12 protein-coding genes are annotated in these 15,433 nt (G+C 65.2%); 6 read left to right on the top strand and 6 right to left on the bottom strand.

The window, feature by feature from the left end; all coding sequences use genetic code 11:
- The first annotated feature begins 169 nt into the window (after positions 1-169).
- Complete coding sequence (gene tgt / locus AC5RTS_RS08760) at positions 170-1,489, top strand: tRNA guanosine(34) transglycosylase Tgt (RefSeq protein WP_493991806.1); 1,320 nt, start codon at positions 170-172, stop codon at positions 1,487-1,489.
- A gap of 43 nt (positions 1,490-1,532) precedes the next feature.
- Here the strand turns inward: tgt and AC5RTS_RS08755 are convergent, their stop codons facing one another.
- The 3 genes from AC5RTS_RS08755 to AC5RTS_RS08745 form a co-directional block, all read right to left on the bottom strand.
- Positions 1,533-1,766 (bottom strand): hypothetical protein, encoded by a 234-nt coding sequence (locus tag AC5RTS_RS08755; protein ID WP_493991684.1) that lies wholly within the window; start codon positions 1,764-1,766, stop codon positions 1,533-1,535.
- Between the two features lie 44 nt (positions 1,767-1,810).
- The gene (locus AC5RTS_RS08750) at positions 1,811-2,017 is read right to left on the bottom strand and encodes a hypothetical protein (RefSeq protein ID WP_493991683.1); all 207 of its coding nucleotides are present in this window, start codon (positions 2,015-2,017) and stop codon (positions 1,811-1,813) included.
- Between the two features lie 85 nt (positions 2,018-2,102).
- The gene (locus AC5RTS_RS08745; RefSeq protein ID WP_493991682.1) at positions 2,103-2,840 is read right to left on the bottom strand and encodes a queuosine precursor transporter; all 738 of its coding nucleotides are present in this window, start codon (positions 2,838-2,840) and stop codon (positions 2,103-2,105) included.
- A 212-nt stretch (positions 2,841-3,052) separates the two neighbouring features.
- On the opposite strand from AC5RTS_RS08745, the gene AC5RTS_RS08740 reads away from it, so the two are divergent.
- Both AC5RTS_RS08740 and thiD read left to right on the top strand, forming a co-directional pair.
- Complete coding sequence (locus tag AC5RTS_RS08740; protein ID WP_493991681.1) at positions 3,053-3,706, top strand: TetR/AcrR family transcriptional regulator; 654 nt, start codon at positions 3,053-3,055, stop codon at positions 3,704-3,706.
- Positions 3,707-3,824: 118 nt separating this feature from the next.
- Positions 3,825-4,670, top strand: a complete 846-nt coding sequence (thiD, locus tag AC5RTS_RS08735) for a bifunctional hydroxymethylpyrimidine kinase/phosphomethylpyrimidine kinase (RefSeq protein WP_493991680.1) — start codon at positions 3,825-3,827, stop codon at positions 4,668-4,670.
- An 83-nt stretch (positions 4,671-4,753) separates the two neighbouring features.
- Here thiD and AC5RTS_RS08730 read toward each other — a convergent pair whose 3' ends face one another.
- Complete coding sequence (locus tag AC5RTS_RS08730) at positions 4,754-5,515, bottom strand: Ltp family lipoprotein (RefSeq protein WP_493991679.1); 762 nt, start codon at positions 5,513-5,515, stop codon at positions 4,754-4,756.
- A gap of 332 nt (positions 5,516-5,847) precedes the next feature.
- Here AC5RTS_RS08730 and AC5RTS_RS08725 point away from each other — a divergent pair, with 332 nt between their 5' ends.
- Positions 5,848-9,543 (top strand): S8 family serine peptidase, encoded by a 3,696-nt coding sequence (locus AC5RTS_RS08725; protein ID WP_493991678.1) that lies wholly within the window; start codon positions 5,848-5,850, stop codon positions 9,541-9,543.
- A 213-nt stretch (positions 9,544-9,756) separates the two neighbouring features.
- Here AC5RTS_RS08725 and AC5RTS_RS08720 read toward each other — a convergent pair whose 3' ends face one another.
- On the bottom strand, positions 9,757-10,641 hold the full coding sequence (locus tag AC5RTS_RS08720) for an Fpg/Nei family DNA glycosylase (protein ID WP_493991677.1): 885 nt from the start codon (positions 10,639-10,641) through the stop codon (positions 9,757-9,759).
- Positions 10,642-10,673: 32 nt separating this feature from the next.
- The gene (locus AC5RTS_RS08715; RefSeq protein ID WP_493991676.1) at positions 10,674-12,185 is read right to left on the bottom strand and encodes a helix-turn-helix domain-containing protein; all 1,512 of its coding nucleotides are present in this window, start codon (positions 12,183-12,185) and stop codon (positions 10,674-10,676) included.
- Between the two features lie 147 nt (positions 12,186-12,332).
- Between AC5RTS_RS08715 and aceA the strand changes: the two genes are divergently transcribed.
- Complete coding sequence (gene aceA / locus AC5RTS_RS08710; protein WP_493991675.1) at positions 12,333-13,631, top strand: isocitrate lyase; 1,299 nt, start codon at positions 12,333-12,335, stop codon at positions 13,629-13,631.
- A 99-nt stretch (positions 13,632-13,730) separates the two neighbouring features.
- On the top strand, positions 13,731-15,362 hold the full coding sequence (gene aceB, locus AC5RTS_RS08705) for a malate synthase A (protein ID WP_493991674.1): 1,632 nt from the start codon (positions 13,731-13,733) through the stop codon (positions 15,360-15,362).
- Positions 15,363-15,433 lie beyond the last annotated feature (71 nt).

Raw genomic sequence — 15,433 nt, 5'->3', positions numbered from 1 at the left:
GGCGGAGGGTGCGGTCGCGGTCCGACGTTCCGGGTGCCGCCCGGGCGTTCAAATCCGCCTGTCCAACCTATCCCCGGAGCCGGGGCGGCCTGAATAAATGTGGGCAACCTCGCAACCTGCACACCGGTGCCGCCATGCTGGACACCGGGGGCGCCGCGCCGCCGTCGTCCTGCCACCGGAACCTGCGCCCCCGCGGGTAGGGCAAAATGGAAGGGTGTCTTCCTCAGCCTTCTCCTTCACCCTCGGTAAGCGCCTGCGCGAAACCGCCCCGGCAGCGGCCGATGCCCGCGTAGAGGCGAACGGAGGCGGTTTCCAGGGCCGGACCGGCACCATCTCCACCCCGCACGGCGAGATCAAGACACCGGCGTTTATCGCAGTGGGAACCAAGGCCACTGTGAAGGCCGTGCTGCCGGAGTCCGTGGCGGACCTGGGCGCCCAGGCCGTGCTGGCCAACGCCTACCACCTGTACCTGCAGCCGGGTCCGGACATCCTGGACGAGGCCGGCGGGCTGGGCAAGTTCATGAACTGGTCCGGACCCACCTTCACCGATTCGGGCGGGTTCCAGGTCATGAGCCTGGGCGCGGGGTTCAAGAAGGTCATCAACATGAACGCCGACGGCACCACCCATGCCACCGGTGCGGACGACGCCGTCGCCCCCGGCAAGGAACGCCTCGCCCACATTGACGACGACGGCGTCTGGTTCAAATCCCACCTGAACGGTGATCGGCACCGCTTCAGCCCCGAGATTTCGATGCAGGTCCAGCACAAGATCGGTGCGGACATCATGTTCGCCTTTGATGAGCTGACCACTCTGATGAACTCGCGCGGCTACCAGGAAATGTCCCTGGAACGGACGCGGCTGTGGGCGCTGCGCTGCCTGGCTGAACACGCCCGGCTCACCGAGGAACGCGTCGGGAAGCCCTACCAGGCGCTGTTCGGGGTGCTGCAGGGCGCCCAGTACGCGGATCTGCGGCGCAAGGCTGCCCGGGATCTGGGCGCCATGGACTTTGACGGCTTCGGCCTCGGGGGCGCCTTCGAGAAGGAAAACCTCGGCACCATTGTCCGCTGGTGCACCGAGGAGCTGCCGGAGAACAAGCCCCGGCACCTGCTCGGTATTTCCGAACCCGATGACATCTTCACGGCCATCGAGAACGGCGCCGATACCTTCGACTGCGTTTCGCCCACCCGGGTGGCCCGCAACTCTGCGTTCTACACCCCCTACGGGCGCAAGAACCTCTCCAACGCCAAGTACAAGAAGGACTTCGGTCCGCTGGTGGACGGCTGCGACTGCTACACCTGCACCCACTACACCCGGGCGTACATCCAGCACCTGTTCAAGGCCAACGAGATGGTCTCCCACACGCTGATTTCCATCCACAATGAGCGCTTCACGGTGAAGCTTGTGGATGATGCCCGGCTGTCCATTGAGGACGGCACGTTCTTCGACTTCAAGGCCGACGTCCTGGGCAAGTACTACAGCGGCAAGTAGGTCCCCTGCCGCTGCAGCACCCGGCGCCGGTTCACTCCGGCGGCTAGTTCCAGGTCCGCGGCAGCGGCTCGTTCTCCTGCTGGTCGGGCTCATCCGTCGGGTTCTGCTGTTCAGCGCCCGGGTCTTCCTCGCCGCCCGTCGGGGAACCGTCAGCATTGCCTGCCTGCTGCTGGCCGGCTTCTGCGTCCTCGTCCTGCCCGGGAACCGGCGGATCGACTATCTGCAGCTGTTCCTCAGCCTTGGCCTCATTGTGTTCGAAATCTTTGTCCTGGGGCACTGCGTCCTCCTATGGATTATTCGAAAAAACCGGGGGTCCGGCGGTTATGAATTGTCCGGCTTGGCCGGGGTGTTTTCGTCCTCTTCGAGGGCGGACTGGGAATCCCGCTCGGTATCGCCGGGACTGGAATCCTCGCGGGACTCCTCGATCAACGCCTTGGTGACCTCGTCGTTGAATTCATCCCGGGTACCGGCCAGGTTTTCATCCGCTGCCTTGGCGCCGGGGTTTGCAACCGGTTCTTCAGTGCTCATGCTTTGTGCTCCTGCCGTATCGGTGAAGTTAAACGCGTGCGTTCCCCCACCCTTGCACATCCCGGGCCGGATATCTCCCTGAGCCCTACCGCCCGGCCGCCGGCTCCAGTCCGGGCTCGGCATAGGTGGGTTCGCGCCGCTTGATGACCTTGATGACGGCGGTGGTGACCGGCACAAACAGGAACTCAACCAGCGTTTTGTAAAGGAAACCGAAGATGACGTAGTTCAGGAACCCGGCGGCGTCGGTAATCCCGATTACCGGGGCCGCGACGGCGCAGAAAATCAGGGTGTCCGCAAACTCCCCCACACCGGTGGAGGCCATCAGCCGCCCGGCCAGGGCTTTCTCCCGGAACCGTTCCTTCATCCGCACCAGCACCAGCGAGTTCAGCAGCTGTCCCGCGAGGAACCCGAGCAGGCTGGCCAGCACTATCTGCCAGACCGGGCCCAGGGCCACTTCCAGCGCGGCCTGCTTTTCCTGCCCGTAGGCATCGTCGAAACCGGGCAGGGCAATGATGACTGCGAAGCTGACCACGGCGAGCAGCGCCATGCCAAACCCGGTAAAAATCGCACGGCGGGCGGCCTTGAAACCGTAGACCTCGGACACCACGTCGCCGAGGATGTACGCGAGCGGAAAGAGGAAGAAACCGCCGTCGGTGACTATCTCCAAACCGCCGGGAAGATCAAAGTGCACGCCCTTGCTGGCGCCGATATTGGAAATGACAATCACCACGCACATCAGCGTGAGGATCAGGTCATATTGGGAGCTCCCGCGGGAGGCGTAAATAGCAGCGGTTTTCGCAGCTGCCCGTGGCTGTGCACTCATGGCATTCCGTTTCGGTAGTGGTTCGCCTGGCTTCCGCCGGCTGTATTAGCACTGTGCCCGCTGCCCCGGGCAGCCCCGCAGGGCCGCATCCATTCTGCCACGTCCGGCATCGCGTCCGCGCCGTTGCGAAGCGACAGAGCCGCAGCCCTTTTTGAACACGTTCAAAACTGTGGTCTACTGAACGCTGGAAATACTGCATAAGGGAGCATCATTTGGCCGTCACCGTCAAGAGCGAACAGACGCGCCGGCTCCTTATCGACACCGCGCTGCACCTGTTCACCCGCCAGGGCTACGAAAAGACCACCATGCGCAGCATCGCGCTGGAGGCGGGGGTCTCCGTAGGCAACGCCTACTACTATTTCCGGTCCAAGGATGACCTCATCCACGAGCTGTACCGCTCTCTGCAGGACGAGCACCGCTCGCTGGCGCTGCCGCTGATCCGGGAGGGGCAGAACCTCGGCGAGAACCTGGCCGTCATCCTGAGCACCTGGCTGACCACGCTGGAGCCCTACCACGCCTTCGGTGCACACTTCCTGCGCGATGCCATGGCGCCCAACCGCCAGGGCGATGCCGCCGTGGGACGCGGCAAGTCCATTGCGCTGTTCCGCCAGGCGGTGACCGGCGCCCGGCCTCAGCCGCCCCTGGCCATCCGCAACGACCTGCCTGAACTGCTCTGGCTCGTACACATGGGCATCAGCCTGTTCTGGGTCTACGACCACACCCCCGGACAGCGCCGTTCCCACCGGCTCGCCGCGAGCCTGGCCCCGCTGATAGCCAAACTCGTCATCCTGTCCCGGCTCCCGGTGGTCCGGAATATCGTGGAGGACGTGGTCTCGCTGCTGCGCGGCATCCGCCGGGATTCCTAACCGGACGACGACGGCGGCGGCAGGCTGCTCGCCGTCACGGCGTGTGGCGGCAGGCCCGGCGTCACAGCGCGTAGCGGATGGGTGGCAGCTTCTCCCGTTTTGGGTGGAAGATGGACCCATGTCTGCAAACACACACTCTTCCGCGGCCACAGCTCCGGCCGTCACACTGACCATCGCCGGTTCCGAGGCCACCGGCGGCGCCGGTGCCCAGGCCGATCTGAAGACGTTCCAGGAACTGGGCGTTTACGGGATCACGGCTTTGACCTGCATTGTGTCCTTCGATCCGAAGGATTCCTGGAACCACCGCTTCGTGCCGGTGGATCCGCAGGTCATCGCGGACCAGCTTGAGGCCATTACTACGGCCTATGACCTGGATACCGTCAAAATCGGCATGCTCGGCACCCCGGCGACCATCGACGTCGTTGCCAAGGCGCTGCAGGCCCAGGACTGGAAAAACCTTGTGCTGGATCCGGTCCTCATCTGCAAGGGCCAGGAACCCGGAGCAGCCCTGGACACGGACAAGGCACTCAAGGCCCAGATCCTTCCGCTGGCAACCTTCGTGACCCCCAACCACTTCGAATCCATGTCCCTTTCCGGCATGGATTCCATCGAGACCGTTGAGGACCTGCAGGAAGCAGCCCGGCGCATCCACGAGGCCAGCGGTGCAGTGGTGCTGGCCAAGGGCGGTGTCCGGATGGAAGGCGACGACGCCGTCGACGTCTTCTACGACGGTGAAACCATGGAGGTGCTGCGCGCGCCCAAGGTAGGCGATGTCGCTGTCAGCGGCGCCGGCTGCACCCTGGCCGCCGCCATTACCGCCGAACTCGGCAAGGGCGCCACACCGCTGGAGGCAGCGAAGACCGCCAAGGCCTTCGTGACCGAGGGTATCCGCAACCGGGTGTCCTCGAATGCTCCGTTTGATGCCCTGTGGCAGGGCAATGCCGGGCAGGGCCCCGCGCTCTAGCTCCGGGCCTTCACCCCGCGTATACGCAAAAGGGACCTCCCGGTTAGAGGAGGTCCCTTTTGCGTATACGGCCTGTTGGCTGGCTACTTCAGGTTCTCAATGGCGTAGTCGGCTTCCTCGGGGGTGAACTTGGCACCGTACTGGGAGGTGGACGCCAGCTGTTCCCTCAGTTCCTCGGTGGGCAGGGAGAGTTCTTCCTGGAGGATCTTCGCGTATTCCAGGGCGTTGGTCTTGTAGTCCGCGGTGATGTTGTCGACGGCGTACTGCGCCGTCTCCGGGGTGTACTTGCCGTACTCCGAGCCAAGCTGGTCATAAATGGCGGCCTTGCTCATGTGCATGTCGTCGCTGAAGAACTGGGCACTGCTCAGGGCCTGGGCCTTGTCATCACTCTTCGGGACGGCAGGAGCAGCGGGGGCACCCTGGGCCGGTGCGGAGTACGTCGGGGCCGGCATCGTGGTGTTGGCTTCGGCTGCCGCTTCGCTTTCCTCAATGGCATTTCCGATGACCGCCGTCAGGGTGGAAACCATCACCACCGAGATAATCACGTTGAGAACCCAGACAACGGCGGTAACGATCCACGCCGTCTTCCTGTTCTGGTTGTAGCCGTCCAGTGGCCGGCCCTGCTTGTCCTTCTGGTTACCGGTCAGGGTGATGATCAGGTCAACCAGTGTCCAGATGCCGAAGCCGCCACCCGTCAGGAGCTTCAGGATGCCGGTGCCGATCTTGCCCAGGTAGAAACGGTCAATGCCCAAACCACCCAGGAAAAGCGCCAGCAGCCAGGTGACAACAAAGGACTTTCCCGTGGTTGTCGCACTCTTATAGTCGGTCGGGGCGGTGGTGCTCATAACGGGGTGTTTGCCTTTCATAAAGGGATGGCATTTCGCCGGTGAAGACCATAATGCCCCACACTCATGGAAAGGGCGGAAAAATACAGCTTCGTCCTCTTGAAAACAAGGGCCGCACAACTAATTCACACCGGTTAATACGAACCTTTGCAGCATTGGAATGCTCCTCTATTGTGTCCCTACGGCTTGGTTTTGGGGGCCGTCACGTGCACGCTGACACTCCTCGACGGGGGTTGGGGGCACAACGGAAAACCTGCCGCAGTGTGTCAGCAGCCGGAAACACAGTCCTTGGACGTGCCCGGTAGCGCTCGGCGGAATGTTCAAGGAGCGCAATGAGATTGTCCATTCATCACAAACCCGGCGCGGTTCTCACTGCCGCAGTCGCCGGATTCGCACTCACGGCGGCCCTGGGCCTACCCGCCCAGGCCACCGAGGCCACTGCCAACGGCGACGGACTTGCCTCAGGCATTTCGGTGGAGAGGTTCCCCGCCCAGAAGGTGTCCCCCAGCTTGCGGGATGCCTCCGGCCAGGTCTCGGTCTATGTTCAGTTCACCGGCGAAGGCGCCTTTGAACAGACGCAGCCCGAAGAGGTCAAGGAGGGCAAGGCCGATCCGGTGGTCAATAAACCGCTGGTCGAGGAAATCCGCAGCAACATCGCCTCCCAGGCTGAATCCGTAGCCGCCGAGGCCGACGCCAGCACGCTGTACACCACCACCAACACCCTGCCGGGCACCGCGATTGTGGGTGATGCCGAGGCCATCCGTGCCCTCGCCGCCCGCGACGACGTCGCCCGCATCACCAAGATTGTGCCCAAGTCCGTGGACAACAAGGGCGCCGACATCGACACCCGTGCGCTGAACACCTGGGTGGAGCGCAAGCAGACCGGTGAAGGCATCACCATTGCCGTCCTGGACACCGGCGTGGACTACACGCACAGTGATTTCGGCGGCCCGGGCACCGTGGAGGCGTACCAGGCAGCGCAGGCCTCCCCCACCATTCCCGCTGCGGACAGCGGCTTGATCGATGCCGCGAAGTTCATCGGCGGCTATGACCTGGTGGGCGACGACTACGACGCCGATCCCGATTCCCCCACCTACCAGCCGGTCCCGAAGCCGGACCTTAACCCGCTGGACTGCGGCGGCCACGGCAGCCACGTCTCCGGCACCGCGGCAGGTTACGGTACCAATAATGACGGCACCACGTTCCGCGGCGACTACAGCAAACTGACCACGGAGCAGGTCAACTCCATGCGGATCGGTCCCGGTTCGGCACCGAAGGCCCAGTTGGTGGGCATCCGCGTCTTCGGCTGCTCCGGGTCCTCCGAAGTGGTCGGCCAGGCACTTGACTACGTGCTGGATCCCAACGGCGACGGCGATTTCTCGGACCGCGCACAGGTTGTGAACATGTCCCTCGGGTCTGACTACGCCCCGGTGGATGATCCGGAAAACGACATTGTCAACAAGCTCACCGAACAGGGCATCCTTTCGGTGGTCGCCTCCGGCAACGCCGGAGATGTCTATGACGTTGGCGGTTCCCCGGGCAATGCGAAGTCCGCACTGACCGTGGCCAGCACCATCGGTTCCCAGGTCACCCTGGACCGCGCCGACGTCCTCGCTCCGGCGGATCTGGCCGGCACCGCCGCCGGGCAGTACTCCTCCAACTTCAATTACTCCGATCCCGCCGTGACGCAAGAGCGGCTGACCGGAACCGTGGTGATGGCTCCGGCGGACAACGCCTTCGGCTGCAACCCGTTCCCGGCCGGCTCCCTGACCGGCAAGTGGGTGTGGATCCAGTGGGAAGAAAACGGCGCGTTCCCCTGCGGTTCCGGCGTCCGCTTCAACAATGCCCAGGCCGCCGGTGCAACCGGTGTGGTCCTGGATTCCCCGCGCTCCGTCTTTGACGCCGGCATCGGCGGCAACGCCACCATCCCCGGCATCCAGCTGAACGCCGCATCCTCTGACCGGCTGCGTCCGGCCGCCGCGGCAGGCACCCTGACGCTGCGCCTGTCCCCGGCCTACCAGGCCACCACGTCCGGTCCCTCCGGCGCCGGCGATACCGTCAGCTCCTTCTCCTCCCGCGGACTGCACGGTTCCAACGGCGTGGTGAAGCCCGACGTCGCAGCCCCCGGCTCCTCCATCGGTTCAGTTTCGGTGGGCTCCGGCGACGGAGCCTCCGTCAGCAGCGGCACCTCCATGGCCACCCCGCATGTGGCCGGTATTGCCGCCCTGGTCTACGCCGCTACGGATCTGAATCCCTACGAGGTCAAGACCGCCATCATGAACACCGCCACGCATGACCTGCTCGCTGCGGGCGGCGCGGTTCACGGACCCAACCGTGTCGGCTCCGGCCGGGTGGACGCCCTGGATGCCCTGAACAACAAGGTCCTGGCCTACGCAACCGAGGATCCCGCCCTGACCAGCGTGAACTTCGGTGTGCTGGAACTGGGCAAGGAAGCCCTGGTACTGACCAAGCAGGTCACGGTGGAGAACAAGTCGGACAGGCCGGTGTCCTACAACGTCAGTTACCTGCAGGCCTCCACCATGCCCGGTGTTGCAGTGAGCACCACCCCCTCGGTCAGCGTTCCCGCCAACGGCAAGGCCAGCGTGGACGTCACGCTGAGCATCTCTGATCCCGCGGCACTGGCCAAGACCATTGACCCGGCCGCGGATGCCACGCAGCTGGGCATGAACCGGCAGTTCCTTGCGGACGTCTCCGGTCGGGTGCAGTTTGCCGGAACCGGCACGCCCACCCTTCGGGTGCCGGTCTATTCGGCACCCAAGCCGACGTCGGATATGAGCGCGGGCGCGGAGATCGCGTTCGCCGATTCCGAGGCACTCAAGAGCACCGTCACCCTGCAGGGACGCGACCTGAACCAGGGAACCGGGGCATCGCGCTACCTCTCGCTGGTTTCGCCCCTGGTACTCGGAGCGCAGAGCCCGCGCCTGGAGTCGGTAAAGATGGATTCCATGTACGCCATGGACGTGCAGTCCGTCGGAGCCTCCTCCACCCTTCCGGCCATCAAGGCGGCAGGCGGGGACGTGCAGAAATCGGTGGTCAACTTCGGTGTCAGCACTTGGGCCAACTGGCCCATCCTGGGCGGCTCCAACGAGATCGATGTGGAGATTGACACCAACGGCGACTCCGTCCCGGACTTTGTCACCTTCACCTCGCGTGCCGCTGATCTGGACCTGTCGCTCATCTCCACCTACCGCCTGAACGCGGACGGTACGGCCGAGCAGGTGGACCAGACCGGCGCCAACGGTGTCCAGGGAAACACGGATACCAATACGTTCGACTCCAACGTTGCCACCCTGCCGGTTTCTGCAGCGGCCCTGGGACTGGATGTGAACGCCGCATCGGCGCCGCTCCGGTACCGCGTCACCACGTGGAGCCCGTACAACGTGGATGAGAAGGGCAACAGTGTCCCCGTTGATGCCACCGAGTACATCGAGTTCGACGCCGCCAACCCGGCGCTGACCTTCACCGGTGCCACGCCGAGCGCCCTGTTTGCGGACGTCAACGGCGGCAAGATCGACGTGACCCGCGCCGCCGGCTCCACCGATGCCAAGGCGCTGTTCCTGCACCTGCACAACGCCACCGGCGACCTTAGCGGCGCCAACGGTGACGGGAACCGGGCGGAAGTCCTGCCCATCAAAGTTCCGGCCAAGGTGGTTCCGCCGGTGACGCCGGCGAGCCCGGTCAGCGCGGTCAGCAAGTGCTCCGGCTCGGGTATCGAGATTGTGGTGACGGTCAAGAACACCGGCACCCGCCAGGCCAATGTGCAGGCCAAGTCCAGCTACGGCACGGTGACGGTCAACAATCTGGCCCCGGGCAAGAGCAAGTCCGTGACCATCAAGACCAAGCAGTCCTCCGTCAAGGCCGGAGAAGTCACGGTGAACTACACCTTCACCGGCAAGGGCAAGGCTGAAAAGGCCAGCTACAAGGCCAAGTACGACGCCCAGAAGTGCAAGGGCGGCCATGGCCACGGCCACGGCGGTGGCCACGGCGGCGGTCACGGCCGCGGCTAGGCACTGATGCCGGGGCGGGGATAACCCCGACCCGATCCATCGCGGCATCAAGACAGCGGGCCCCGGAGCAATCCGGGGCCCGCTGTCTTGCGTGGAAACCCCTCAACGCCGGACGGGGCCTGGAGGAAGGCGGCTTTAATATTCCCGCGAGCTCTGCGAGCACGGAATTTCGTTGCCGCCGATCCAGGCCCCGTAAGCGCCCTCCGTTCACCGCTACTTCTGCAGCTTGGACATCCGCCGGTCCGCCAGGATCTTGCCGCCGGTCTGGCAAGTGGGGCAGTACTGCAGGGACGAGTCCGCGAAGGACACTTCCCGCACCGTATCCCCGCAGACCGGGCAGGGTTCGCCGGTGCGGGCATGGACCCGCAGCGCCTCGCGCTTGGAGTCCTTCAGGGCCGACGCAGGGCGTCCGGAGGCCGTGGCGATCGCTTCCTCCAGGGTGGTGCGCATGGCCACGAACAGCCGCCCGGCGTCGTCGGCGTCCAGCTTCGCGGCATTGGCAAACGGTGACAGGCGCGCCGCATGCAGGATCTCATCGCTGTAGGCATTGCCGATCCCGGCAATCACCGACTGGTCCCGCAGCAGCCCCTTGATCTGGCCGGAGTGACCGGCGAGCAGTGCGGCAAAGTCATCAAAGCCGACGTCGAGCGCTTCCGGTCCCAGCCGTGCAATGCCGGGCACTTCCTCCGGATTCCGCACCAGGTACACCGCCAGGGATTTCCGGGTGCCCGCCTCGGTGAGATCGAACCCGGGTTCCTTCCCGGCGTCGTCGGCCGCAAACCGCACCCGCAGCGCCATGGCCCCCTTCCCGGGCCGCAGCCGGCCCGGCTTGAGGGCATCGGACCAGCGGAGCCAGCCCGCCTTGGCCAGGTGCATCACCAGATGCACCCCGCCGGCCGAGAGGATGATGAACTTCCCCTGCCGCTCCACATCCGTTACCGGCTGTCCGCGCAGTTCTTCCAGCGGCACCCCGGCGGTTTTCAGCACCGAGAAGGAGAGCACCTCCACGTCGGCAACGACGGCCGGGGGCGCATCGGCGGGAAGCAGCTTGGTCCGCAGGAAATCAACGAGTCCCTGCACCTCGGGCATCTCGGGCATGGCCCTACCCTAATCCGTTGCTGAAGCCTCCGTCACTGCTCGGCGTGGGACTGCAGGAAGGAGTACACCTCGGTCTCATCCACGCCCGGGAACGCACCGGGTGGCAGCGCCGCCAGCAGATGCGAGTGCGCCCGGGCGCTGGGCCAGGCGAAACCGGACCATTCCGAGGCCAGCTCCCCCGGCGGCGTGCGGCAGCAGTCCGGATCCGGGCAGCGGGATTTGGACCGCTCCGGGGTATCCCTGCCGCGGAACCATTTCACATGCTGGTACGGCAGCCCGATGCTCACGGAGAACTTCCCCGCCGAACCCCGTTCCACCCGCGCCGTGCACCAATACGTGCCCGCCGGGGTGTCCGTGTACTGGTTGAACGCACTGAATTGGTCGGGCACGGAAAAGACTTCCCGCGAGGTCCAGTACCGGCAGATCGGCTGGCCCTCAATGGCGCCGGTGTGGTCCGCGGGGAACGTCACGCCGTCGTTCTCATAGGCCTTGTAGACAATCCCGCTCTCGTGCACCTTCTGGAAGTGGGTGGGAATGCCCAGATGCTCGGTGGCGAGGTTGGTGAACCGGTGTGCCGCGGTTTCGTAGGACACGGCGAAGGCGTCCCGGATATCCTCCACCGCTATTTCCTTGGCCGCCTTGGCCCGCTGGAGGAACTCCACCGTGGCCTTCTCCGGCAGCAGCAGCGCCGCGGCAAAGTAGTTGGTGGCCACCCGCTGGCTGAGGAACTCCCCGTAGCTGCTGGGGGTCTGGTGCTGGAGCACAAAATGGCCCAGCGCCTGCAGCAGCACCGAGCGCGGATCATGCTCGGAGCGCTGGGACTGGGTGAGGTAGATGCGCCGGTTCTTCAGGTCCGTCACGGACCGGGTGGAATGCGGCAGGTCGTTCACGTGGTGCAGGCTGAAGCCCAGGTGCGCGGCAATGTCCGCAATCACGTGCTGGGACAGCGGGCCGGAGGTGTGCCCCACCGAATCGAGCACCTTCTGCGCCTCGGCCTCGTATTCGGGAAAGTAGTTGTTCCGCTCGCGCATCATGGCCCGCAGCTCACCGTTGGCCCGGCGCGCCTCCTCGGGAGTGGCCACCTGCTCATTGAGCCGGCGTTCCAGCTCGGCCTGCAGCCCGACGAGGGATTCGAGGACGTCGAGGGGCAGCCGTGAGCCGATGCGGACCTTGGGTAGCCCCAGGGAGGCATAGAGCGGGCCGCGCTGGGCGCGTTCCAGTTCGATTTCCAGGGCGGCGCGCCGGCTGGGCGGTTCGGCGCCCAGCAGCGAATCGATGCTGACGTCCAGTGCTGCGGCCAGTGCCTGCATCATGCCCAGCTTGGGTTCGCGCTTGCCGTTCTCGATCAGGGAGAGCTGGGAGGCGACGGTGCCGACGGCGGCGCCCAGGTCATCGAGCGTCATGCCCTTGGCCTTGCGCAGGTGGCGCACACGCCGGCCGAGGCTGATCACGTCCAGGGTGCGTTCGCTGTCTGCCTGCTTTGCGCCCCCGGATCCGGGCTTGCGGGGCGCAGGGTTGGGGCGGTTCCATGTTGTACTCGTCACGTTTTTCACAATACGCGAAGAAATGCATTTCTTTCCAGAGGAAAACCCTAGAAGAGGGGTTGTTGTTGGCACAGGCTTAGTTCACAGCAGGAAATTCCGGTTTGAAGCGGACCGGAACGAATGAGGAATATTCAAGGAGACTAAGCAATGAGCCAGGACCAGAACATCGCCCCCACGGCAGAACAGCTCACCCAGGAATGGGCCACCGATCCCCGGTGGGAAGGCATCACCCGAGATTACACGGCTGAGGACGTCGTCAAGCTGCGCGGCCGCGTCCAGGAAGAGCACACGCTGGCACGCCGCGGTGCCGAGAAGCTCTGGGACCAGCTCCGCAACGCCGGCGATGAAGGCTACACCAACGCGCTGGGTGCCCTGACCGGCAACCAGGCTGTGCAGCAGGTCAAGGCCGGCCTGAAGGCCATCTACCTCTCCGGCTGGCAGGTGGCGGCCGATGCGAACAACTCCGGCCACACCTACCCGGACCAGTCCCTCTACCCGGCCAACTCGGTACCCACCGTTGTCCGCCGTATCAACAACGCCCTGCTGCGTGCCGACCAGATTGAATTCGCCGAAGGCATCCAGAGCGTGGATGACTACCTGGTGCCCATCGTGGCCGACGCCGAGGCCGGCTTCGGCGGCCCGCTGAACGCCTACGAGCTGATGAAGGCCATGATCACCTCCGGCGCCTCGGGCGTGCACTGGGAAGACCAGCTCGCTTCGGAGAAGAAGTGCGGCCACCTGGGCGGCAAGGTCCTGATCCCCACCGGCCAGCACATCCGCACCCTGAACGCCGCCCGCCTCGCGGCCGACGTCGCCGGCACCCCCACCGTGGTCATCGCCCGCACCGATGCCGAGGCCGCCACCCTGATCACCTCCGACGTCGACGAGCGTGACGCCGAATTCATCACCGGCGAGCGCACGGCGGAAGGCTTCTACAAGGTCCGCAACGGCATTGAGCCCTGCATCGCCCGGGCAAAGGCCTACGCACCGTACTCGGACCTGATCTGGATGGAAACCGGCACCCCGGACCTGGAAATGGCCCGCAAGTTCGCCGAAGCCGTCCGCTCCGAGTTCCCGGACCAGATGCTGGCCTACAACTGCTCGCCGTCCTTCAACTGGAAGAAGCACCTGGACGATGACACCATCGCCAAGTTCCAGCGCGAACTCGGTGCCATGGGCTTCAAGTTCCAGTTCATCACCCTGGCCGGCTTCCACGCACTGAACTACTCCATGTTTGACCTGGCCCACGGCTACGCCCGCAGCGGCATGAGCGCCTACGTGGAACTGCAGGAAAAGGAATTCGGTTCCGAGTCCCGCGGCTACACCGCCACGAAGCACCAGCGCGAGGTCGGCACCGGTTACTTCGACGCCATTGCCACCGCCCTGAACCCCGAAGGCAGCACCCTGGCCCTGGCCGGTTCCACGGAGTCCAGCCAGTTCCACTAACCCCGGCTCTTCAGCCAGATGCGGCGGGGTTGGCGCCCGAACCGGCTGCCGGCCCCGCCGCATCACCCCACAGCTTTGAATCACCCCAAGGAGAACGCCATGAATGACCCCATCACCCTGAACGGCATTTCCCTCACCGCCCCCGCAGTGCGGCGGCAGGAGGAAATTCTGACTCCGCAGGCACTGGACTTCGTCAAGGCACTGCACCGGGCCACGGCCACCCGTCGGCAGGAACTCCTTCAGCAGCGCCAGGCCCGCCGCCAGCAGATCTCCAACGGCGCGGACCCGGCCTTCCTGGCCGAAACCCGGCACATCCGCGAGGACGAGTCCTGGCGCGTGGCCCCCACCGCCCCCGGCCTGGAGGACCGCCGCGTGGAAATCACCGGCCCGGTGGACCGCAAGATGACCATCAACGCCCTGAACTCCGGCGCCAAGGTATGGCTGGCGGACATGGAGGATTCCTCCACCCCGTCCTGGTCCAACGTGGTCAACGGCCAGCTGAACCTGCGCGATGCCCTGGACCGCCGGATCGACTTCACCTCCCCGGAGGGCAAGGAATACCGGGTGCAGGGCACGTCCCTCACGGACCTGCCCACCATTGTGGTCCGCCCCCGCGGCTGGCACCTGCCGGAAAAGCACATGCTGATCGACAACACCCCCATTGCCGGCGGCATTGTGGACTTCGGCCTGTACTTCTTCCACAACGCCCAGCGGCTGATCTCCCAGGGCCGCGGCCCCTACTTCTACCTGCCGAAGATCGAGAACCACCTCGAAGCCCGCCTGTGGAATGACATCTTTGTCCTGGCGCAGGACCTGCTGGGCATCCCGCAGGGCACCATCCGCGCCACGGTGCTGATCGAAACCATCACGGCCGCCTTCGAGATGGAGGAAATCCTCTACGAGCTGCGGGACCACGCCGCCGGCCTGAACGCCGGCCGCTGGGACTACATCTTCTCGGTGATCAAGAACTTCCGCACCCGCGGACCCCGGTTTGTCCTGCCGGACCGCAACATGGTGACCATGACCGCCCCGTTCATGCGGGCGTACACCGAACAGCTGGTGCGTGCCTGCCACCGCCGCGGCGCCCACGCCATCGGCGGCATGGCGGCCTTCATCCCGAACCGCAAGGATGCAGCCGCGAACGACGTTGCCATGGAGAAGGTGCGCGCCGACAAGACCCGCGAGGCCGGCGACGGCTTCGACGGGTCCTGGGTGGCCCACCCGGACCTGGTGCCGGTGGCCATGGAGGTGTTCGACGGCGTTCTCGGCGAACGTCCCAACCAGCTGGAGCGGACCCGCGAGGACGTGGTGCCCAATGACAAGGCGCTGCTGGACGTCGCCTCCACGCCCGGGGTCATCACGGAGGCCGGCATCCGCAGCAACATCGAGGTGGGCATCCGCTACATCGAGTCCTGGCTGCGCGGCAACGGCGCTGCAGCCATCAACAACCTGATGGAGGACGCGGCCACCGCGGAAATCTCCCGTTCGCAGATCTGGCAGTGGATCCACACCTCCGCCGTGACCGACGAGGGTGAAATCGTGACGCATCAGTGGGTGGAGGAACTGCTGGACGAGGAGTTCGCCAACCTGCAGCGTTTCGAGGGTGACCGCTTCGAGGACGCCCGTGAACTGTTTGAGGAAGTAGCGTGCGGGGAGCATTTCCCCACCTTCCTCACCGTGCCCGCCTACGCCCGCTTCCTGCACGAAGCGCAGGAGCTGGCGGTGGCGTAGCCCCTGGGGGCGTGGTGCGGATACCGCTTCAGTATCCGCACCGGTCAGGACCGGGACCTTTTCCGCACAGC

This window comes from Arthrobacter sp. MDT1-49-2 (assembly GCF_059090185.1).
Note: the sequence above shows the minus strand (reverse complement) of the source record. Positions and strands in the feature narration are given on the sequence as shown.

Excerpts from the sequence above, each read along its gene's own strand:
- AC5RTS_RS08750 (WP_493991683.1), bottom strand. The coding sequence starts at position 2,017 with ATGAGCACTGAAGAACCGGTTGCAAACCCCGGCGCCAAGGCAGCGGAT.
- AC5RTS_RS08745 (WP_493991682.1), bottom strand. The coding sequence starts at position 2,840 with ATGAGTGCACAGCCACGGGCAGCTGCGAAAACCGCTGCTATTTACGCC.
- thiD (WP_493991680.1), top strand. The coding sequence starts at position 3,825 with ATGTCTGCAAACACACACTCTTCCGCGGCCACAGCTCCGGCCGTCACA.
- AC5RTS_RS08730 (WP_493991679.1), bottom strand. The coding sequence starts at position 5,515 with ATGAGCACCACCGCCCCGACCGACTATAAGAGTGCGACAACCACGGGA.
- AC5RTS_RS08725 (WP_493991678.1), top strand. The coding sequence starts at position 5,848 with ATGAGATTGTCCATTCATCACAAACCCGGCGCGGTTCTCACTGCCGCA.
- AC5RTS_RS08720 (WP_493991677.1), bottom strand. The coding sequence starts at position 10,641 with ATGCCCGAGATGCCCGAGGTGCAGGGACTCGTTGATTTCCTGCGGACC.
- aceA (WP_493991675.1), top strand. The coding sequence starts at position 12,333 with ATGAGCCAGGACCAGAACATCGCCCCCACGGCAGAACAGCTCACCCAG.
- aceB (WP_493991674.1), top strand. The coding sequence starts at position 13,731 with ATGAATGACCCCATCACCCTGAACGGCATTTCCCTCACCGCCCCCGCA.